Annotated in this window: 16 protein-coding genes and 1 other RNA gene; 6 read left to right on the forward strand and 11 right to left on the reverse strand. The window is 67.4% G+C overall.

The annotated features are described in order from the left end of the window. Window positions 1-46: 46 nt before the first annotated feature. Complete coding sequence (locus tag ACIA03_RS07610; protein WP_396980839.1) at window positions 47-2,377, reverse strand: ATP-binding protein; 2,331 nt, start codon at window positions 2,375-2,377, stop codon at window positions 47-49. Between the two features lie 209 nt (window positions 2,378-2,586). Between ACIA03_RS07610 and ACIA03_RS07615 the strand changes: the two genes are divergently transcribed. Both ACIA03_RS07615 and ACIA03_RS07620 read left to right on the forward strand, forming a co-directional pair. After that, window positions 2,587-2,988 carry a hypothetical protein gene (locus ACIA03_RS07615; protein ID WP_396980841.1) on the forward strand — a complete coding sequence of 134 codons (402 nt, stop codon included), beginning with the start codon at window positions 2,587-2,589 and terminating at the stop codon, window positions 2,986-2,988. Between the two features lie 121 nt (window positions 2,989-3,109). After that, window positions 3,110-4,753 carry a GMC family oxidoreductase gene (locus tag ACIA03_RS07620; protein ID WP_396980843.1) on the forward strand — a complete coding sequence of 548 codons (1,644 nt, stop codon included), beginning with the start codon at window positions 3,110-3,112 and terminating at the stop codon, window positions 4,751-4,753. Between the two features lie 120 nt (window positions 4,754-4,873). Here the strand turns inward: ACIA03_RS07620 and ACIA03_RS07625 are convergent, their stop codons facing one another. Continuing rightward, entirely contained in the window at window positions 4,874-5,191 is a 318-nt protein-coding gene (locus ACIA03_RS07625) for a hypothetical protein (protein WP_396980845.1), read from the reverse strand. Between the two features lie 351 nt (window positions 5,192-5,542). Here ACIA03_RS07625 and ACIA03_RS07630 point away from each other — a divergent pair, with 351 nt between their 5' ends. Further along, entirely contained in the window at window positions 5,543-5,962 is a 420-nt protein-coding gene (locus tag ACIA03_RS07630) for a MerR family DNA-binding protein (RefSeq protein ID WP_396980846.1), read from the forward strand. Here ACIA03_RS07630 and ACIA03_RS07635 read toward each other — a convergent pair. Genes ACIA03_RS07635 through ACIA03_RS07660 form a run of 6 tightly spaced genes read right to left on the reverse strand, consistent with a single transcriptional unit; the run spans window position 5,844 to window position 13,514 of the window. Next, window positions 5,844-6,803 (reverse strand): family 43 glycosylhydrolase, encoded by a 960-nt coding sequence (locus tag ACIA03_RS07635; RefSeq protein ID WP_396981789.1) that lies wholly within the window; start codon window positions 6,801-6,803, stop codon window positions 5,844-5,846. The genes ACIA03_RS07630 and ACIA03_RS07635 overlap by 119 nt on opposite strands. A 45-nt stretch (window positions 6,804-6,848) precedes the next feature. Next, window positions 6,849-8,045: a serine hydrolase domain-containing protein gene (locus tag ACIA03_RS07640; RefSeq protein ID WP_396980848.1), complete on the reverse strand. Its 1,197-nt coding sequence runs from the start codon at window positions 8,043-8,045 to the stop codon at window positions 6,849-6,851. Then, the gene (locus ACIA03_RS07645; protein WP_396980850.1) at window positions 8,042-9,058 is read right to left on the reverse strand and encodes an oligopeptide/dipeptide ABC transporter ATP-binding protein; all 1,017 of its coding nucleotides are present in this window, start codon (window positions 9,056-9,058) and stop codon (window positions 8,042-8,044) included. The genes ACIA03_RS07640 and ACIA03_RS07645 overlap by 4 nt, the downstream gene beginning before the upstream one ends. Continuing rightward, window positions 9,055-11,001, reverse strand: coding sequence for a dipeptide/oligopeptide/nickel ABC transporter permease/ATP-binding protein (locus ACIA03_RS07650; protein ID WP_396980852.1), 1,947 nt, complete (start codon window positions 10,999-11,001; stop codon window positions 9,055-9,057). The genes ACIA03_RS07645 and ACIA03_RS07650 overlap by 4 nt, the downstream gene beginning before the upstream one ends. Next, window positions 10,998-11,936, reverse strand: a complete 939-nt coding sequence (locus tag ACIA03_RS07655; protein ID WP_396980854.1) for an ABC transporter permease — start codon at window positions 11,934-11,936, stop codon at window positions 10,998-11,000. Before ACIA03_RS07655 ends, ACIA03_RS07650 begins: the two co-directional genes overlap by 4 nt. Window positions 11,937-11,948: 12 nt before the next feature. After that, window positions 11,949-13,514 carry an ABC transporter substrate-binding protein gene (locus ACIA03_RS07660; protein WP_396980856.1) on the reverse strand — a complete coding sequence of 522 codons (1,566 nt, stop codon included), beginning with the start codon at window positions 13,512-13,514 and terminating at the stop codon, window positions 11,949-11,951. Window positions 13,515-13,717: 203 nt separating this feature from the next. Between ACIA03_RS07660 and ACIA03_RS07665 the strand changes: the two genes are divergently transcribed. Next, the gene (locus ACIA03_RS07665) at window positions 13,718-14,731 is read left to right on the forward strand and encodes a LacI family DNA-binding transcriptional regulator (protein WP_396980858.1); all 1,014 of its coding nucleotides are present in this window, start codon (window positions 13,718-13,720) and stop codon (window positions 14,729-14,731) included. Between the two features lie 301 nt (window positions 14,732-15,032). Here ACIA03_RS07665 and ACIA03_RS07670 read toward each other — a convergent pair whose 3' ends face one another. Then, complete coding sequence (locus tag ACIA03_RS07670) at window positions 15,033-16,463, reverse strand: alpha/beta hydrolase (protein ID WP_396980860.1); 1,431 nt, start codon at window positions 16,461-16,463, stop codon at window positions 15,033-15,035. Between the two features lie 1,371 nt (window positions 16,464-17,834). Here ACIA03_RS07670 and ACIA03_RS07675 point away from each other — a divergent pair. Both ACIA03_RS07675 and rnpB read left to right on the forward strand, forming a co-directional pair. Next, on the forward strand, window positions 17,835-18,026 hold the full coding sequence (locus ACIA03_RS07675) for a DUF1918 domain-containing protein (protein ID WP_160022122.1): 192 nt from the start codon (window positions 17,835-17,837) through the stop codon (window positions 18,024-18,026). A gap of 14 nt (window positions 18,027-18,040) precedes the next feature. Continuing rightward, an RNA gene (rnpB, locus tag ACIA03_RS07680) (RNase P RNA component class A) lies at window positions 18,041-18,390 on the forward strand. A 41-nt stretch (window positions 18,391-18,431) separates the two neighbouring features. On the opposite strand, the gene ACIA03_RS07685 is transcribed toward rnpB, so the two are convergent. Beyond that, on the reverse strand, window positions 18,432-19,592 hold the full coding sequence (locus ACIA03_RS07685) for a tyrosine-type recombinase/integrase (protein WP_396980863.1): 1,161 nt from the start codon (window positions 19,590-19,592) through the stop codon (window positions 18,432-18,434). A gap of 93 nt (window positions 19,593-19,685) precedes the next feature. After that, window positions 19,686-19,913, reverse strand: a complete 228-nt coding sequence (locus tag ACIA03_RS07690) for a helix-turn-helix domain-containing protein (protein WP_396980865.1) — start codon at window positions 19,911-19,913, stop codon at window positions 19,686-19,688. Between the last annotated feature and the right edge of the window lie 124 nt (window positions 19,914-20,037).

The raw sequence follows: 20,037 nt of genomic DNA on the forward strand, positions 1-20,037 counted from the left end.
GGGCCTCCTGCAGGCACTCGCGGAGCACGGCAGCCACCAGGAAGGATCAGTCGGAGACTTCGTCCTGATGCTCGGCCACCCACGACGCGATCGCAGTGCGCGAGGTGAAGCCCAGCTTGCGCAGGATGTTCTCGACGTGGGCCTCGGCGGTCCGCGTGGAAAGCACGAGGCGCTCAGCGATCTGCTGGTTGCTGAGGCCCTCGTGCACCAGGACGGCCACCTGCTGCTCGCGGCGGGTGAGCGGCGAGCTCGCCCGTCCGGCATGACGGGGGCGGGTCACCGCCGGCTTCTGCGCCACTGACGTCTCCTCGAGCGCGTAGGCGATCGCGACCGCTCGATCCATCGCCGCGCCGGCCGCCGTCGCCCTGTCGTAGTCCTCGGGCCTGAGCGCCGACCGGGTGGCCTGCTCGCACTGCTCGCGCCGTTCGGCGAAGTGCGGCAGCGCGTTGAGCACGATCCCCAGGGTGTTCCAGATCGACGTCGCAGAGCCCATCAGCGTCGCCGCGCGCTCGCCGCGCCCCTCGGCGACCGACACCCAGGCGAGGAACTCGAGGGTCAGCGCGGTCCCTAGCTGGTCACCGAGCTCGCGCTTCATCGCAAGCACCTCGCGCAGCGTCGAGGTGGCTGCGTCGCGGTCACCGTCCGCCAGCGCCAGCACGCCGAGGATGGCCAACCCAAACGAACGCATGTAGAGCTCGGAGCGCTCCTCCGTCAGCGCGACCGCCTCGAGCAGGGCCGCTCGGCCGCGCTCCGCCTGACCGATGAAGCCGGCCAGCATGCCGCCGATTACGAGTCCGAAGCAGCGGGTCGAAAGGTCACCGACGTCGGCGAAGCGCGCCACCGCGGCCTCGATGAGGTCGACGCCGCGCTCGGTGTCGCCGTTCCATCCAGCCAGCACACCCTCGGCCAGCGCGATCTCCGCGGGCGTGACCGGATCGTCCTCGGCGACCGGCTCCTGGGCGAGCAGGCGCAGCCCCTGCATGATGGCCTCGGCCGAGGCGAAGTCGACCTGCATCAGCGCGAACCACACTCCGACGCGGAGACCGGCCGAGAGCGTCGGACCGCGCTCGATCGAATCGGCGCCGGCCAACGCCTGGTCGAGCCATCGGCGTGCCTCGCTGACGAAACCCCCGGTGATCCAGAACTGTTCGAGCGAACCGACCAGGCGCAGTGCGTCACGTGTGTCGCCGGTCTCGATCGCGTCGCGAAGGGCCGCGCGGATGTTCGCGTGGTCGGCATGCATCTCACCGAGGAGCGCCACCTGGTCCGGGCCCGTCCAGGTCTCACCGAAGTGCAGAGCCCAGCCGAGGAAGTGGTCACGGTGGCGGCGCCGCACCTCCGCCGTCATCCCGGCACGCTCGAGCTCGCGCGCGCCGTACAGACGGAGGGTCTCGAGCATCCTGAACCGGGCGCCTTGGCCGAGGTCGTCCCGTCGTACGACGGAACGCTCGACGAGAGAGTCGAGGACGTCAAGAAAGGCATCCCCGAGCCAGCCGCCGGCGACCGCCTCGGCGGCATCGAACCCGAAGCCGCCGCGGAACACCGACAACTCGGCCCACAGCCGGCGCTCGTCGTCGGTGCAGAGATCGTGGGTCCAGTTGACCGATGCCTCCAGCGAGCGCTGGCGGTCCGGGACCTTGCCACGGAAGCCGCGGTTGAGCAGCTGGTAGCGATCCTCGAGACGCTCGAGCATCGCCTGAGGCGAGAGGACGCGGATCCGCGCGGCGGCGAGCTCCAGCGCGAGCGGGATGCCCTCCAGGGCGCGGCAGAGCTCGACGATGGCGGGGGCGTTCCCCGCAGTCAGTGAGAAACCGGGCTCGATGGCCGCGGCCCTCTCGACGAAGAGACTGATCGATTCGTACTGTCCCAGCCCCTCGACCGGAACCTCGACACCGGGTGACGGCATCGTCAGCGGCGGCACCACGAAAAGGCTCTCCGCGCGGACACCGAGCGCCCGCTGACTCGTCGTCAGCACCCGGACCCCTGGGCATGAGTCGAGGATGTCCTCCACCAGCTCGGCACACGCGTCGGTGAGGTGCTCGCAGTTGTCGATGGTCAGCAGCGCGCGCCGGCCGGCGAGAAACTCGGTGATCAGCGCAGGGTCGAAGTCCGCGGACTTCACCTGGAGACCGATGGCGCGGGCGACGCCGTGCCCGAGCAGGTCGGGATCGGTAACGTCGGCCAGCTCGACGATCCACGCGGCTTCCTTGTAGACCCGCGACAGGTCCGAGGTGACGCGCCGCGCCAACCGAGTCTTGCCTGCGCCCCCGACACCCGTCAGCGTGACAAGCCGGTGGCCCTCGAGAAGTCGCTTGATGGTGTCGAGCTCGCGCCTTCTTCCCACCAGCGGATTGGTCTCCGCACGCCCCACGACCATGCACCCATCTCACACGGCCGCACCAGCGCACGCAAGCGCGCCCGCCGATGGTGGACGCTCGGCCATCACGGCCTGCAGGCCGTCTCGGACCTACGTAGCGGTCTACGTACTCCCCACCATGCCTGCCAGTGACGACCATCACAGACTACGAGTCAGGCCGGAGCTTCAACCCGCTCACCCTCCGGCCCGACAAGGAAAGGTGAATCGTAATGACTGCAACGCTCGCCACCACCCACCTCGCCGGGGTGCACGTGATCCGCGACATCCGCGACGAGGCCGATGCGCCTCGCCTCCTGGTCGTCCTGGTCTCCCCCTCCAGCGCACTGCGCCAGTGCGACGCCGCCGTAGACAACATGGTGCTCGCCGGCGCCGTCACGGTCACCTGCGAGGTGGACGTCACCGAGGACATGGTCACCTTCGCCGTCGCCGACGTGCTACGTACGGTCGACGCCACGGCCGCCGACTACCCGGGCCTCCCCATCGTGATCGTCGGCCACGCCGAAGCGGCTGCCGTCGCCTCGATGGCGGCTGATGCCTGTGGCAACGACGTCTCCGGTCTGGTGATCACGCACCGTCGGCCCCAGCAGGACCCCGCCTCACAGGCGGCCTGATCGTCTTGCTTTTTTGACAGCCGTGTCTCAATAATAACTCCTGGCGTCACTGTTAAGGCCTGACGGCCGTCGTCGCCCCACCACGCCGCACGAAAGTCCCGCACCCGGAATGGAGCCTGACATGGCCAAGCGCCCGATCTACAGCAATGAGGCCGACTACATCGTGGTGGGCTCCGGAAGTTCCGGCGCGGCCGTCGCCGGCCGCCTCGCCCAGTCCGGCGCAAGTGTGATCATGCTGGAGGCCGGCAGGTCCGACAACGAGGGCATGCATGGCTACTTCACAAGGAAGCCCGGCATGGTGGCACCGATGCACTTCGAGGAGCGCCTCGAGAAGGCGTTCGACTGGGGGTACAGGTCGACGCCTCAAGTCGGTGCAGGTGGCCGCGAGATGCTCGTCACCCGCGGCCGCGTGATGGGCGGGTCGAGCTCCGTCAACGGCATGGTCTACGTGCGCGGCAACCGAGCGAACTTCGACTCCTGGGCCGCCGAGGGCAACACCGGGTGGTCCGCCGACGAGGTCAATGCCGCCTATAAGCGATCCGAGGACTTCGAGGACGGGGAGAACGAGTACCGCGGAGACGGCGGACCGATCAAGATCACCCGCAACCAGTCCCCTCAGGAAGCCACCGTCCAGTTCATCCAGGCCACCGCCGACACCCTCGGGGTCAAGATCCTCGACGACTACAACGGGGCGGAGCAGGAGGGCATCGCCCGCATGCAGGAGAACGTCAAGGACGGCGTGCGCTACTCCTCCACGCGGGGCTACGTCCACGACCTGGCCCCCCGCACGCTCGAGGTCCAGACCGAGGTCCTCGCCACGAAGATCCTCCTCGAGGGCAACCGCGCCGTCGGCGTGCAGGTCGTCGACCTGGGGCGTGGCGGTGCCCGCCGCACGATCCGTGCCGGCAAGGAGGTCATCGTCTCCGGCGGCTTCGTCAACAGCCCGCAACTCCTGATGCTCTCGGGCATCGGACCGGCCGACCACCTCGCCAGCTTCGGCATCGACTGCATCGCGGACCTTCCGGTCGGCGACAACCTGCACGACCACCTCTTCCACCCGTTGTCCTTCAACGTCTCGAGCGTGCAGATGAAGTCCACACCGGGGTACTTCGCCAAGGGGATGGCGAAGAACCTGATGGGCCAGGAGACGTTCCTGAACCACTCGATCTTCGAGTCCGTCGGCTTCGTGCGCAGCTCCCTGGCCACCGACGTGCCCGACATCCAGCTCCACGCGCTGCCCTGGAGCTACCCCGACCCGGGCGCCGGTGACCACGGCAAGCAGAAGCCCGACCCCCGCCCCGCGCTGAGCGTCTTCTCTACGCTGATCTACCCCAAGAGTCGCGGCACGCTTCGGCTGGCGTCCGCCGACCCGACCGTCGCTCCGTTGATCGACTACGGCTACCTGACCGACCCCGACGACATCAAGGTCCTGGCCGAAGGCACCGAGATGATCCGCGCCATCATGGCCAGCCCTGCCTTCGGAGGCAGCGTCAAGGAAGAGGTCTACCCCGGGGCGGACGCGCCGCGCGGCAACATGACGGACGCGATCCGGCGACGGGCGGTGTCGGTCATGCACGCCGTCGGCACTTGCCGGATGGGCGTCGACGAGCGCGCCGTGGTCGGACCCGACCTCAAGGTACGCGGCATCGAGGGCCTGCGCGTAGCCGACGCTTCGATCATGCCGAGCATCACCGGTGGCAACACCAACGCGCCGTGCTACATGATCGGCGAGCGGGCCTCGGACTTCATCCTCGGGAAGGCCTGACCCGCGGAGAGGTGTGACTTCCGATGACGACGCACTCGGGGCGATCCGGCATCGGAAGTTCGGCGCCAGCCTGACAGGGACGTCCACGACCGAGTCCGTCCACGACCGCCACTTTCACAGCTACTTCGCCGCCGCTCCACTGCGAGCCGCGGCCGCAATCCCGACGGCGGACAGCGCGGCCGGCCCGAGGATCACCCTGCGCGCCGCGGAATCTGCCTCACCTTCGGCGGGAAGCGTCGAGCGAATCACCGCGAATCCCAGACCGATCAACAGGCCCTCGCCCGCTCCTTGGAAAGCCTGCCCGCCGACGAACACCAGCATGGTGGGGCTCAAGGCGCTGACCAGCGTGCCGAGCCCGAACAGGGCAAAGGCAAGCAGGTACGAATGGCGCGCGCCGTACCGATCGAGCGACCAACTCACGAGCATGGTCGCGACCACGGCGGCGATGAGGCAGCCCGTCGCCGCCCGGGCGTAGTAACGCTGGCCCCCCGATCGCCTCCACCATCGACGGCATCAGCGCCCGCGGTGAAGTACAGGTTCATAGCGTACAGCGCGACGCCAGCCGCGAGCACCGTCACAACGCCGACGACCTCCCGTTGCGCGAGCGAGGCCCAACCGGACCGCCTGCCTTTGTTGTGGATGCCTGCGTCCATCTGGGGCTCAGATGTTCTGCGGCGACGCTAGAAGTTGAAGTGAAGTTCAAGTCAATGGCTGACGAGCACCTTAAGACCAACGACACTTCTCACGATCGGCAAGCTCTCCGCACTCGCAGGGATCGCGACCAGCGCCGTGTGCTTCTACGAGAACAGGGCCTACTCAGATTCGCGACGCTTCGGGATACCCCCGGAGGAAGTCGCGGAGCTGTTCGCCGCACTGCCCAGCGACCGGATGCCAAGCCGACGTGACTGGGCGCGCATCGTCCGGCTCTGGCACGCCCGTCTGGGAGCCCGACGCCGCGAGGTCGAGCAGCTCGAGTCAGAGTTGACAGGCTTTTTGGGATGCGGCTGCCTCTCGCTGAGCAGCAGCACCCTCCGCCCGTTCACCGCGACATTGAGAAACAGCCCCAGGGCCGGCGTGCCGGAGCTGTGGTTTATCGATCCAGCACAGTTTGATGAGGCATGTCGTCCGGCGCGGCGACACGCACCGTGTGCCGTTCGAGAGGTCGTGGATCCGCGATCGCTCCGAGGAAGTCGTCATCCTGCACATTGATGAAGCCCATGAGCGCCCACTCCCCCGGACTTCCTTCGACGAGCCGGCCCGCGTAGAGCCCCGTGTCGTCGACCGGCCAGGCGGCTTCGATGTCGTAGGGCCCGAGCGGTCCGGCCGCGGGCGCGGCCCACACGTCACCGAGTGGCAACGGGTCGTTCTCGGTCTCCGCGCGGGGAGCGGAGAACACCAGAACGTGCTGACCGTCGATGTGGGCGACCTGGGGAACCTCGAGGCAGCGACGCCCGCCTGGCACGGTCAGAGGAGGCAACGCGGTCCAGCCGACCATGTCATCGCTGACGGCATGGCCAATGACCCCGCCGGTCTCGGCCGGCTGGCCGGCTGCGGACGCAGTGATGAGCATGTGCCAACGGCCGTCCTCTGCCTTGAACACCCAGGGGTCGCGCCAGGCGACGCCGTCAACGGTTCGGGTCGGGTCGGTCTCGTACCAGCGGGGATCGGCCTCCGACACAGGGGCGTCCCCTAGCCGGGTCCAGGTGTGCAGGTCGGTCGAGGTGGCAATGCCGATCCGCTGGACCTCCGCGTTGTCGGCCCGGCTGATGCCTGTGTAGTACATGAGCCACTGGTCACCGGGACCGCGGACCACGCACCCGGTCCAGATCGCCTGGTCGTCCCACGAGGGGTGGAGGCTGGGTTCGAGTGCTGGTTCGTGCACGACCCAGCTGGTCAGGTCTGGGGACGTGGCGTGACCGACACGCGCTTGATGGTGGCGAGCATGCGGGTCTCCCAAAGCGCGCGGGGCATGAAGGAAGAAGGCGTGGTGCAGGCCTTCGTGCTCTGCGTACCAACTGTCCCATACCCAATGGGTGTCGATGGTGAGGATGTCGTACTCCTATCTATTGGTTCGTGTCCGTGGAGCGGCGTGTCTTCAGCTCAGACACGACCTCAGCTCGTCCACCAGGACGTTCGACCGCAGATCCGGCATAGAACCCATGACGCTGGGCAGATAGGCGAACCCGATCCGGTGCTCCGGGTCAGCGAAGCACAGCGCACCCGCCGCGCCGTCATGCCCGAAGCTGCTCGGTCCGAGCATGGGGCGAACCTCACTGGGGACCAGGAAGCCGCTGCCCCAGACCGGGTACGGCTCGCCGAAGGCACCGAAAACCGGGGCGCCCCAGCTCAGGGGGCGGGTGGCGTCGGCGATGGTCAGTTCGGTCAGGAGTGGGGTGTCGAGCCCGTGCCCGGGGACCGCGCCGATGAGTCCGGCGTGCAGCGCGGCGAGGCTGCGGGCGGTCCCCACCGCGTTGCCTGCAGGCAACTCCGCGGCGCGGACCGCCGGGTCGTTGTAGGCGTTCTTCATGGTGACGCCGGTTGCCGGCAGGGGCAGCGCATCGTTGAGGCTCAGCGTCCGCCACACCCGGTCGTCCTCCGCGAGCACAGCCCGTACGGCGTCGAGCAGGTCGCTGGACGCTCCGGCGGGTTCTGCGGGGAGGATCATCGCAGCCCGGCCCTGGATGTCTTCAGGCAGGCCGATCCACAGGTCGAGGTCGAGCGGCAGGGTCAGGTCCTCGCGCAGCACGGTGCCGAGGGTCTTGTCGGTTGCCCTCCGCACGATCTCGCCCAGGATGGCACCGACGGTGAGCGCGTGGTAGGCGTGGGCCGTGCCCGGCTCCCATGCCGGTCGCTGGTCGGCCAGCGCCTCGACCAGGGGGCCAACGGCCAGCACCTCCTCGCGGCTCAGGTCCGCGTCGATATATGGCAACCCTGCGCGGTGTGCCATCACCTCTCGAACGGTCACCCGTTCCTTGCCGTGCCTACCGAACTCGGGCCAGTAGGTGGCAACGGGGGCATCGAGGTCGATAACACCCTGCTCCGCGAGACGGAGCGTCACGATCGCCGCGATGCTCTTGCTGCTGGAGTACATGAGGACAGGCGTGTCCCGGACCCAGGGACGGCCGGTCGTGATGTCGGCGTAGCCGCCCCAGACATCGACCACCGGGGCGCCGTCCTGATAGACGACCAGTGCGGCACCGCCGTACGGCGTCGATGCGAGCTGCTCGTCGAGTCGCTTGACGAGTGGCGCGAACCGCTCCTCGAAGTCGCCGGAGATGGTGGTGTGCGTCAAGACTGCTCCTTGTTGATGGGGGCGGCTTCAGTTCGCCACTCGGGGTAGCGGTGGCAGGCGACAGAGACTCCGCTGCCGACGGGGCGCAAAGTGGGTCGGGAGGTGGCGCACTCGGCACGGGCGAAGGGACAACGAACGGCATACGGGCAGCCGGCCGCCTGGTCGATCACTGCAGGCGCAGCCGACGTCGCCTGGCTGACAGCCAGCTGTCGGCGTGCCACCTGCCGTGTGGGGTCGGCCACCGGAGCGGCGAGCAGCAGTGCCCGCGTGTAGGGGTGCGCCGGGGTCTTGGTCACGGCCGAGGTCGGTCCTGTCTCCATGACCTGTCCGCGGTAGAGGACGGTGACGTCGTGGCACATCCGCTCGACGACGTTCATGTCGTGGGAGATGAAGAGGTAGGACAGCCCCGACTCGTCCTGCAGATCCATGAGGAGGTTGAGGACCTGTGCCCGCACCGACAGGTCGAGGGCGCTGACCGCCTCGTCACAGACGAGCAGCTCGGGTTCGGTCATCAGCGCGCGAGCGATGCAGATGCGCTGGCGCTGGCCTCCCGAGAAGTGGCGTGGAAGTCGCGAGGCCGCGCTCGCGTCCAGACCGACCCGTTCGAGGCCGGTCCGGACGGCATCGGCGACCTCGGAGCGATCGTGGCGGCCTTGGGCCAGTAGGGGTTCGGCGAGGCTTCGCCCGACGGTGTGGGACGGGTTGAGTGATCCGGTCGCGTCTTGGAAGACGGCCTGCATGTGGCGTGCAAGTCGCCGGCGGTCCGGCGACCTGGTGCCGGTGACCTCGACGTCGGCGATCCTGATCCTCCCCTCGTTCACCGGGAGCAATCCCAGGGCGGCCTTGGCGAGCGTCGACTTGCCCGACCCGGACTCCCCGACCAGGCCGTGGGTCTTGCCGCGAGGTACGGCGAGTGACACGTCGTCGAGGGCCCAGAACAAGGGATCGCGGCGGCGACGTCGGAAGCCGACTCGGAGATGCTCGGCGGTCAGGACGTGCTGAGGTGAGCTCATGCTCGGCTTCCTCTCATCAGGGGCACGACGCGGCGTGGATCAGGTTGTGGATGCTCGGCGGCTGCTGCCTGGCTCGTGCCGTCCACAGCGTCGGTGCGGATGCACCGGGCACCAGCACCGGCGCCGGTGTCGACGAGCGCGACCGGCTCGGCGCGGCAGGCGTCGAGCGCCAGGGAGCAACGGTCGGCGAACCGGCACCCTCGGGGCCAGCTACCTGCCGCCGGTACCCGCCCCGGCAGCGTCGGCAGCCGAGTGCCCTCGTGCTCGGCCGAGACCTCCGAGGCGAGCAGCGCTCGTGTGTAGGGATGCGCCGGGGCATCGAAGATCGTGGCCACGGGGGCGGTCTCGACGACCTGGCCGGCGTACATCACGACGGCTCGCGAACATACGTCGGCCACGACGCCCCAATCATGGGTGATCAGCAAGATCGCCAGCCCGGTGCTGTCTTGGAGGTCGCGGAGCAGGCCGAGGATCTCGGCCTGCACGGTGACGTCGAGCGCGGTCGTGGGCTCGTCAGCCACCAGCAGCCGGGGTCTGCCAGCAAGCGCGAGGGCGATGCTGATGCGCTGGGCCATGCCGCCGGAGACCTGGTGCGGGTACATCGCCAAGATGCGTTCGGGTTCGTTGATCCGGACCTGCTCGAGCAGCTCGAGGGCACGGGCCCGGCGTTGACTGCGGGTGAGGTCGTCGTGGAGCGAGATCACCTCGTCGAGGTGGCTTCCCACGGTGTGGGTCGGGTCCAGGGCAGCCATGGGCTCCTGGGAGATGTAGGCGACGCCGGTGCCCCGCACGGCGGCGTAGGCGCGTTTGCCACCATCTGTCAGGTCGATGCCATCGAAGGTCACGGACCCGGCGCGTTGCTCGAGCGTCGTCGGCATCAGCCCGAGCACGGCCAGGGCGGTCACGCTCTTGCCACAACCCGACTCACCGACGAGCCCAACGGTCTCGCCGGGCTCGACGTCGAAGGAAACGTCGGTGACCAGCGGGATCCCGGCCCTGGTGGCCACCGTCAGGCCGGAAATGCTGAGCAGTGCATCCCGCCTCCTGAAAGCTTCGGTGTCGAACCCCACTAGATCACGCTGCGTCGCCGCTGGGCGCAGACGCCTCCGGGAGGTGTGATGGGTGTCATCGTCGGAGGACAGGTCGCGCAGCAGGTCGCCGAGGAACCCGAAGGAGAGCACTGCCAGGGTGATCGCGACACCTGGGGGGACGAGGAGCCACGAGGCTTGCAGGACGACGGTCGAGGCCTCACCCACCATGCTGCCCCAGGTCGGCCTGTGGCCTTCCGAGGTGAGCCCGAGGAACCCGAGTGCGGCTTGGAAGGCCAGCGCGATCCCGAGGAAGAGCGAGGCCTGCACCAGGATCGGGCCGCGCACCCGACGCAGGACGTGGGTCCACATGATGCGGGTGTCCGTCACCCCCGAGACCCGGGCTGCGGTCACGTACAGCTCCTCGCGGACCGTGGCCGCCGCAGCCCGCACGACGCGGATCAGTCCGGGGGCGCCAAGCGACCCGAGGCAGATCATGGCGGCGCTGGTGCTGCCGGTGAAGACCACGAGCACAACGAGGACGATGATGATCGGCGGGATCGAGAGCACGAGCTCGGCGACGCGGTTGATGACGGCGTCGGCGCGACCGCCGAGGTATCCGGCCAGTACACCCAAAGGCACGCCAAGCAGGAGGAAGACCAGCACCGCCTGCGCCGCACCCACGAAGGTGGGCGCGATGCCGTAGAGCAAGCGGCTGAGCACGTCTCGGCCCAGGGTGTCGGTCCCGAGCCAGTGCGCGGCCGAGGGTCCCTGCAGGGCCTGGACGACGTCTTGTGCTTGGGGCGACTGAGGAGCCAGGAGTGGCGCGAGCAGCCCGCACAGCGCCAGGAGGAGAAGGAAGACCACGGACAGGCCCGCCACCGGGCGGCGGAGAACGATCTGGATGGTGCTCATCCGACCCTCACCTTCGGGTTGAAGTAGCCATAGGCGATGTCGACCAGGAGGTTCACCACGATGACGATCACCGTCAGGAAGATCACCACGCCCTGGATCAGCGGAAGGTCGCCGGCGGCAGTGGCCTCCACGGCGGTACCGCCGAGCCCGGGGAACGCGAAGACGTACTCGATCGCGATCGCTCCGGAAAGCGCTCCGATGAAGGCGAGGCCGACGACGGTCAGCACCGGGACGGCGGCGTTTTTGAGTGCGTGTCGCAGGATGATGGATCGCTCGGGCACCCCGGCTGCCCGCAAGGTGCGTACGAAGGGACGCGCCATGGCGTCAGCGACAGCGTCCCGGGCCTGCTTGGCGATGGCCGCGGTCGCAGGAACTGCCAGCGTCAACGCCGGCAGGACCAACCCCAGCAACCAACCCGTGGGCGAATCCTGGAAAGAGGTGTAACCCAGCGGTGGCAGCAGCCCGAGCCGCACCGCGAACACCACGACCAGGATCAACGCCAGCCAGAAGGTGGGCACAGCCAGGCCGAGGACCGACAGCCCATCGACGAGGCGGCCCAATGCTCCCCCACGCGCGCCGAGGATGCCGAAGGCGATGCCGACTACGGCGGCCAGTAGCGTCGCGCAGGTGATCAGCGACAGCGTCGGTTCCAGGCGGCTGACCAGCTGCTCGGTGACCGACTGCTTGTTGACCAGCGACGTGCCCAGGTCCCCATGGAGAGCGCCGCCGAGCCAGGTGACGTACTGCTCCCACAATGGCCGGTCGAGCCCGAGCTGCTCACGTACCTGCGCTACCTGCGCGGCGGTCGCCTGCTTGCCCGCGACGACGCGGGCGGCGTCGCCGGGGAGGAACGCGATCATGATGAAGGTGACCGCTGATACGACGAGCAGCAGCGGGACCGACATCGCTAGTCGGCGTAAGACCAACCGTCTCATGAGAAAGACTCCTCAGTCCCCGGCGCGGAGCTCGGTGAAGTGTGGCACCGCGCCGTTCTGGGTCGTCGCCTCGATGCCCCCGTAGCCCTCGGCCACGTACCAGGACAGCGGCGCTCCCACCACCGGCAGTGCCCAGCCTTGGTCGACCAGGCGGCGGTTGATGGCCTTCTCGAGGGCGCCTGACTCGCTGGTCGGGGTCGCGAAGTACTCGGTGTAGAGCTTGGTGAGCTCGGCATCCGTGGTGTGGAAGGGGTTGAACGGCCCCTGCTCGGCGACGTACCCGGCGTAGAGCGAGTTGGCGTTGTAGAGCCCGTAGCCGAGCGCTGCGGTTGGCACCTCACCGGAGACCATCTCGGTGAAGAAGTCATTGACGGTCGGCTTGGAGATGATCTTCACCGTCACCCCGACCTTCGCGAGGTCGCCACCGATCACCTCCACGACCTTGTCGAGGCCCATAAGCGGAACCGTGACGGCCTTGATGGTGAACCCGTTCGGATATCCCGCCTCGGCCAGGAGGCGCTCGGCCTCCTCGGGGTCGTAGGCAAGATCCTTCTCCACTGCGGGGTCGTAGCCGTCGGTACCGGGGAGCGCGAATTGGGACAGAGCCAGATCCGCGTCGCCGTACAGACCTTGGGCGATCGCCTTCCGGTCCACCGCCAGATTCAGCGCCCGCCGCACCTTTGGGTCGGCCAGCGGCTTGTTCACGCTGCCGCCGCGGTCCATCAGGTTGAGCCCGGTCATTGCCTGCGGCGCCGAGACCACCTCGACACCGGCATCCTCCGCAGCCTTCTGCGTCGTGGGGTCACCCTGCGCGGCCTGGACCTTGCCAGCTTGGATCGCCTGGATCATCGAGGAGGGGTTGCTGATGACCTCGACCACCACCTTGTCGAACTCGATCCTTTCCGGGGCGTAGTAGTGAGGGTTCGGAACGTAGGTGTATCGCTCGCCGGCTACCGACTGCTTCGGGTCGACCATGTAGGGCCCTGCGCCCGCGGTCGTGGTGTTGAGCGACTCAGGCTTGGCCACGGCCTTCGGGCTCGCGATGTTTCCCGCGCCGAAGGCCTGGGCGAAGTAGAACGTCAGACCGGGGTCGCTGCGGTTGAGCGTGAGCCGAAGCCTCTTCGGCGAAAGTACGTCGATCGTCTCGATCGAGGAGACCAGCTGCCCGAGCGTGGTCTTCTGCTTCTTCTCGTACTCCAGGTATGTCTTGACGGCCTCGGCGTCGAGCTTGGCACCGTCGCTGAACTCGACCCCCTCACGCAGCGTCATCTCATAGACCTTGTTCTCGTGGTCGGTGTAGCCGAACTCGGTGGCCAGGCCCGGCGAGAAGGAGCCGTCCGGCTCGAGAACAACCAGCGGCTCGTACGCCCACTGGTAGATCGGGTTGTACGAAGGGTCACCCGTAGCCGGGTTGAGCGTGGGCGGTGCCGCCACTGCCCCGAACGTGAAGGTGCCGCCCTCGGCCGGGTTCCCGGTCGACGGCGTGCTGCTGCAAGCGGCCAAGCCGCCGCACAGCGAGAGGGCAGCCACACCGACAAGGACCCGACGGGCCGCCCTGTGGCTGGGAGTGGTCAACATGAGATTTTCTCCAAGTTGCTAGAAACGGAACAGCGGGCGCGATGGTTCTCAAGACCGACACGGAAAGGCCTAGTGATCCGGACACGGTTTGCCCTTTTGGGGTAATGCCGGAGAGGCCCACCGATTGGTGACACGTGTAAGTGCTCTTCGTCACACAATGTATGCACTAGGCTTACACGTGTCAATAGATAGGAGAGCCGAACATGAGCGGTGCACGACCAACCAGCGCGGACGTAGCCAAGGCCGCCAAGGTGTCCAGAGCCACCGTCAGCTACGTGCTGAACGGCCGCAACGACGTCCGCATCACTGACGCCACGCGGCAGAGAGTGCTCGCGGTAGCGCGACAGCTGGGCTACCAACCCTCCCCCGCTGCCCGAGCGCTTCGCGCTGGCCACGGCGAGGTGGTCCTGGTACTGGTGCCCGCATGGGGGGCGGGACAGTTCGCTGACCTGTTCTCAGTGCTCGGGACTCTCGTCGGACAACATGGCCTGGTTTGTCTTCGGCACGAGGGGCCGGAGTGGGAGGGCAATCTCGCACAGCTTCTCAGCAGAGTCACTGCAGCCGCAGTCATCACTCTGGAACCCCTCGACGCTGCCGATGCAGCCACCGTGGAACGTGCAGGCATCCCAGAGTTGAGGTTGTCGTGGCTGGACCAGCCGGGAGAACCGCATAGCACGGCGATCGACCAAGTCGAGGTAGTGCGTTTGCAGGTGGAACATCTCTTGGAGCAGGGGTACCGCCGACTTGCCTACCTCGCTCTACCAGCCCCCAACTCACGGCCCTTCCTCCAGGTGCGCCTCCAAGCATTCGAGGACGTCTGTCGCTCCCACGGTTTCCACCGCGCTCCAATGGCCGTGGAGGCCCAGGATCTTCAGGCCGTCGTCAGCAGGATCCGTTCCTGGTACCGGATGTCCGGCGAGCCTCTGGGCGTGTGTGCGTGGAGCGACTTGTCAGGACTGGCCGCGCTCCACGCTGCCCGCTCCCTGGACCTGGATGTACCTGGGGACCTGGGCGTCATCGGCGTGGACGACACCCCCGGTGCAAGCCTCTCGGTGCCTTCCCTGAGCAGCGTGCGTCTGGACCTCACCCAGGAAGCGACGCTCCTCGCATACCGGGTGGCGATGGCCATGGGCATCGAAGATGAGCACCCGCCGCTTCCCGGCAAGCCGATGACCGTAGTCCCCCGATCGTCCACACAACTGGATGCCGCGTCGTGATGCCAGTGAGAACAGCCGAGCCGGCCTGACTCATCAAGCTCATGCCTGCCAGCGCGACCCTTCTCGCGTCCGCACGGGACGTCACCACCGGCCAGTAGCGCGGTCGACGGCAGCGTGTTCAGAAGTGGTTCCAGCGACGGGCCAACAGGCATGTCGGCACTCCGTCATCGGGTTGCGCTTGCCGCCACTGCCGATACCGCGGTAACGGTCCTGCCGGCGTCTGGGGCTGGTACCGGGCACCTTCAACAACAGATCGTCGAAGGAGCTAGACGGCCCACCTGTGCGATGACGGCCGCTGACGTCAGGAGCGAATGAACTGCACGAAGGCGGTTCGCTTCGCCGTGGTGCCGCCGAGCGTATATTGCTGGTCCTGGTTCGCAGGGCCGAGGTCGACCGGCACGGTGAGGCGCCCGGAGTCGTCGGGTCGCACCACAGATGGGTCACCGTTGACGACCACGGTGATCGGGCGAGCACCGCGGAAGAGCGGTGCCGTGGTGATCTGGGTCAGCCCGCTACCGGTGATAGTGAAACCGCGGACGCTTACATCTTGGAGCGCGAGGAACTCCAAAGCACGGGCCGGGTCAGCCTCGACGGCCCAGCCAAAGACTCCAAATTGCGACTCGATCGCACGAAAGTCGAACGACGACTGCACCGGCACATCCTCAGCGAAATTCTCGGCGAAGCGGTTCAGCGTGGCGACGACCTGTGGGTAGAACATCAGCGGAGTGTGGCAGCCCCAGTCGGCTGCCGAGTAGGTGTGCGGGATCTCCAGCGCCAGCAGCTTCGCATGCAGGCTGTCCGTTTCCGGCTTGACGATACCGGCCTCGACGACACACCCGGCAGAGGTGAGCGCGTTGCTGGCCAACTCGTCCGCGGACGGAACTCCGTTGCCGGTGTAGAGCTGAACGTCGACGGTGCTCAGGTTCCCGGCGAGATCGACCGGATTGTGTCCACGCCAGCGGACCTCCTGGGTGTCGCGCGGGCCGTAGATCGAGTCCGGAGGCGACGCGACCAGAGACGGGCTGGCCGACAGCACCGTGGCCCCAGGGACCCAGTTGGTGTCGACCGCGCCGGACAGGCTCGAGGCCGAGCTGAAGAGGTCGGGATGCCGGGCCGCGAGCATCAGGGCGCCGTACCCACCCATCGAGCCACCGAAGACCGCCCGGCCCTCCCGGTTCGCGAGGGCGTTGAAGTTCGCGTCGATGAGCGGGACGAGCTGCTTGGTGACGAACGTCTCGTACATCGGTGGGCCGCCCGACCCGTTGTTGTACCAGTCGCTCCAGTACCCGACGTTTCCTCCGGGAGCGTCGACACCCGCGGCGTCGGCGGTCGGGTCGAGCGGACTGGCGCTGGGCGTGACGACGATGGCGGGGTAGGACTCGCTGAGCTCCTCCCCGCGCAGGTCCACACGGAAACCCGTCTGGTCCATGTTTGTCCCGACCAGGAAGTAGCTGACCGGCCAGTCCCGGGTCGGCTGGGAGTCGTAGCCCACCGGAAACGTGACCTCCACCTTCGCCGGAACAAGGAAGGACGGCGTGTCCACCGTCAGCTCCAGCGTGCGCTGGGTCAGCCACCGCTCTCCGACGATTGTGGCGCCGGGGACCGAGATCGTCCCAGCCGGGGGCTGGGGGTCGTCGGCGTTCGCGACCGGCACGGCGGCAGCGACACCGCCGGCGAGCAGCGTCAGGATCGCGAGCGTCGACCTGAGGGCTCGGGCGAATGGGCGTGGCATCATCTTCTCCTGGGCTAATGAGATACGGGCTTTTGAGTGTGTCGCCATGACCACTGCGTTCGGCGACGGATATGGACCAGCTTGCTGACCATCGGCGTGTCGGCATCGAGGATGTATTGCTGCGTCTGGTGTGGATTTCCGAGACCCGCGGTCAAGTCGCGAACTTCCTGCTGGAACTTCGCCGCCGTGTGGCAGCCCCCGTCGCACGCCTTCCACGTGTTCTCGATTCCGAGCCGCGTGAGACGTTCGTGCATGGTGCGGGATCCGGGAGGACGATCCCGCCTCGAGCGAGGTCTAGCGGGTTATGGCCTCGCCACCGGATCTCCTGGGTGGCGCGAGACCGGCAGATCGCGTCAGGCGGCTCGGTCATCCGCCCCCGGGGGCTGGCGAAGACCACGGCTGCGCCGGTGAGAAACTGGGTGTCGACGGCGCCGGAGATACTGAGCGCCGCAGCCCCCTTCGGAGCGACGATGAGCGAGGGGAAATCCTTGGTCAGGGACACGCCGTCGAACCGAGTCCGGAAAGTGGTCTAGTCCCAACCCGCACCCCCCAGGTAGTCGGCGACCGGCCACCGGCGCTTAGGGGTGGAGTCGTACCCCACCGGAAAGGTCACCTCGACCGGCACGGTCGGCGATGGGAACGCACGCGTGGCAACCTCGAGACTGATCGTCCTCGGGTCGCCCACTCGGCGCCGAGGATCACGACTGCGTGCTCCGCCACGACCTCGGTCACGGTCGGAGCAGCCGTAGCGGACGCCCAACGAGTGGCCGGAAGGCCAGTCCCAAGGAGGAGAACCGCTCCACCCCAAGCGGCGCCGCCCTGCCCCAAGCCGACTTGCGAACAACATGTACGTCCTGTCGCTAGATGGTGCCGAGAACAAGTCATCGGACATCAAGTGATTACACGTGTAAGTGCCTCGAATCGCCAACCTAACCCCAACGGTTACACGTGTCAAGCGTCCAGGGAACACCTACCTCTCAGGTGGTTCGCTGCCGAAGGCGCGAGTCCGGGGCCCGAGTACGACCCGCCGACGAGGATCACGGATCGACACCGCTACCCAGTGGCCGCTGGATCGATAGAGCCGGCGCCGAGCGCGAACTCCTGCTGCCGCACACCCGCGAGCACAGGCACCCCACCACATCGGCTTGCTGGCCCTGTTCCTGATGTGATCTTCTCACCGGCCACCGAACAGTACGCAGCGTCGGCGCGATCTGCACAGCTCCTACGGCGATCCGGCCATCACGTCGCCGACTCGGCGACGACCGACGGCCTAGATCCCCGACCCCCTCAGGAAACTCGTGCCGCAACTCGGCGCCGTGATTATGCGGGTAAGCAGCCGCACCGTCAGTGACGGTGAAGAGGTGAACGCGCATGCACGCATCAGTAGGTGACCACCTCGTCGTGGCGGGCCAGCACGTCGGGGACCACGTTCGGGAGGCCGAGATCATCGAGGTCAGCCACCCCGACGGCAGCCCGCCCTACCTCGTACGCTGGAGCGACAGCGACCACGAGTCGCTCGTCTTCCCCGGTCCGGATGCCCACATCGAGCCCGCCGCCCACTAGACTTTTCATGCGGACGGGCTGGCCGGGCGATCGCGTCGTAGAGATACGTCGAGGAAAGTCCGGGCTCCACAGGACAGGGTGGTGGCTAACGGCCACCCGGGGTGACCCGCGGGACAGTGCCACAGAGAACAGACCGCCGCTACCCTCCAGGTAGCGGTAAGGGTGAAACGGTGGGGTAAGAGCCCACCAGTCCTCGTGGTGACACGAGGAGCTAGGTAAACCCCACCCGGAGCAAGACCAGACAGCATGCGCTCGAGGGCTGTCCGCCCGAGCATGCGGGTAGGTTGCTGGAGGCCATCGGCAACGATGGTCCGAGATGGATGGTCGCCGATTACAGAACCCGGCTTACAGGCCAGCCCGTCCGTTTTCACAGGCTTGACCAGGCGTTTTACTTTTCGAGGTGCTCTACTGTCCGGTTACTGTCCGGTCTAGAGGTAAAGCAGGGTTTGAACCGGGCACCGATTTGAGCACCGGCCCGGCGCCGAGTGCCGCCTGGAGGACAGACCTGACAGTCTCGTCCTCGTCGCCGATCAGGTGCCCGTAGGTGTCCCAGGTCTCGGCGGCGTTCTTGTGCCCGAGGAGGGCTTGGAGCGCCTTGATCGAGGTGCCGGCGCGGATGTGCATCGAGGCGAAGTAGTGCCGCAGGTCGTGTGGCGTGGCGTCGGTCTTGACCTTCTTGGCCGCGGTGTTCCAGGCCATCCACAGGGTGCTCTTGCCGATCGGGTTGCCCGAGGAGTTGGTGAAGATCAGACCGCTCTTGTGGATGCCGTAGGTCTTCTTCTGGTCATCGATGGCCTCGAGAACGACGTCGGGCACGGCCATGGTCCGCACGCTCGACGGGGTCTTCGGCGGTTTCCAAGTCGGTTCCGTCGTACGCAGCTGGCGGTCGACGCGGATGGTGTTGAAGTCCTTCGAGACCCTGTCCACCGTCAGCCCGAGGAGCTCGCCGCGACGCATCCCGGTGCCAGCCAGAACGGTGATCAGGTTCTTGTAGCGCGGGTAGATCGTCTCGCTCAGCTCCTTGACGACGTCGGTGGTGATCGGCACCAGGGCCGACTTGGGGTCCAGGCGGGGCAGCCGCGCGCCCTCACACGGCGAGCCCGCGAGGACCCGCTCCTTGGCCGCTGCCTTGAGAACGATGGCTAGCACTCCGTAGCGCAGGTGCACGGTGGTGGGCGCCGCGGTGGCCGACCACTTGGCGACGAGCTCCTGGACGTCGGCCTGGCGGATCGAGTCGATCCGCCAGTCGCCGATCTTCGGATAGATGTGGGCGTTGAGGGCAATCTCGAAGGTCGTCCTGGTCGACTCGGCATGGACCTGTCGCGCCCGCCAGGCTTCGGCGTACGCCTTGAAGGCCTGCTTGCCGAGCTCCGGATTGACCCAGTCGCCTCGGACCAGGCCGGCTGTCTGCTCGTCGATCCAGTCCTGGCCCTCAGCCTTGCGGTCGAAGTGCTTGACGTGCTCCTCGCCGGCTCGGTCGACATAGACAGCACGCCAGCGGACCTTGGTCTTGACCTCGCCTTCCTTGGTCGTCCACCTCGCGGTGTGCTTACGGATCGTTGCCATCACTCACCGGCTCTCCTCGTAGGGTCTGTCGTGTCCATGCTCTTCAGGGTAAGTCGTTGCCCCGAACGGGTGTTCGAGGCAACGACCCCTGGATTATCGGATGAGCGGCCGCGCGGCACGCCGCTGCTCGCGCATGAACGTGCGCAGGTCCCCCACGGTGGTGACCAGCCGGCGGCCCATCTTGAAGAAGGCCGGACCGGACTTGCGCTGGCGCCACCAGCGCAAGGTGTTGGTCGACGTCCTGAGGATCTCGGCAGCCTCGGCGAGGGTGAGGAGCTCCTCGGCGTCTCGCTCGGAGAACGGGATCTGGTTCTCGGTCATGTTCATCTCCTGCAGTCGATTTCCGCTGCCCGTTTGGCAGCGACCACGGATGTGCGGCAGGTAGGTGTGCAGGGACCCCCAGCGAGGGGTGGTTTTAGATCCGATCGGATGTCGAGGTCCGATC

This window comes from Nocardioides sp. NPDC051685 (assembly GCF_044453405.1).
In the GTDB taxonomy this organism is placed as follows: domain Bacteria; phylum Actinomycetota; class Actinomycetes; order Propionibacteriales; family Nocardioidaceae; genus Nocardioides.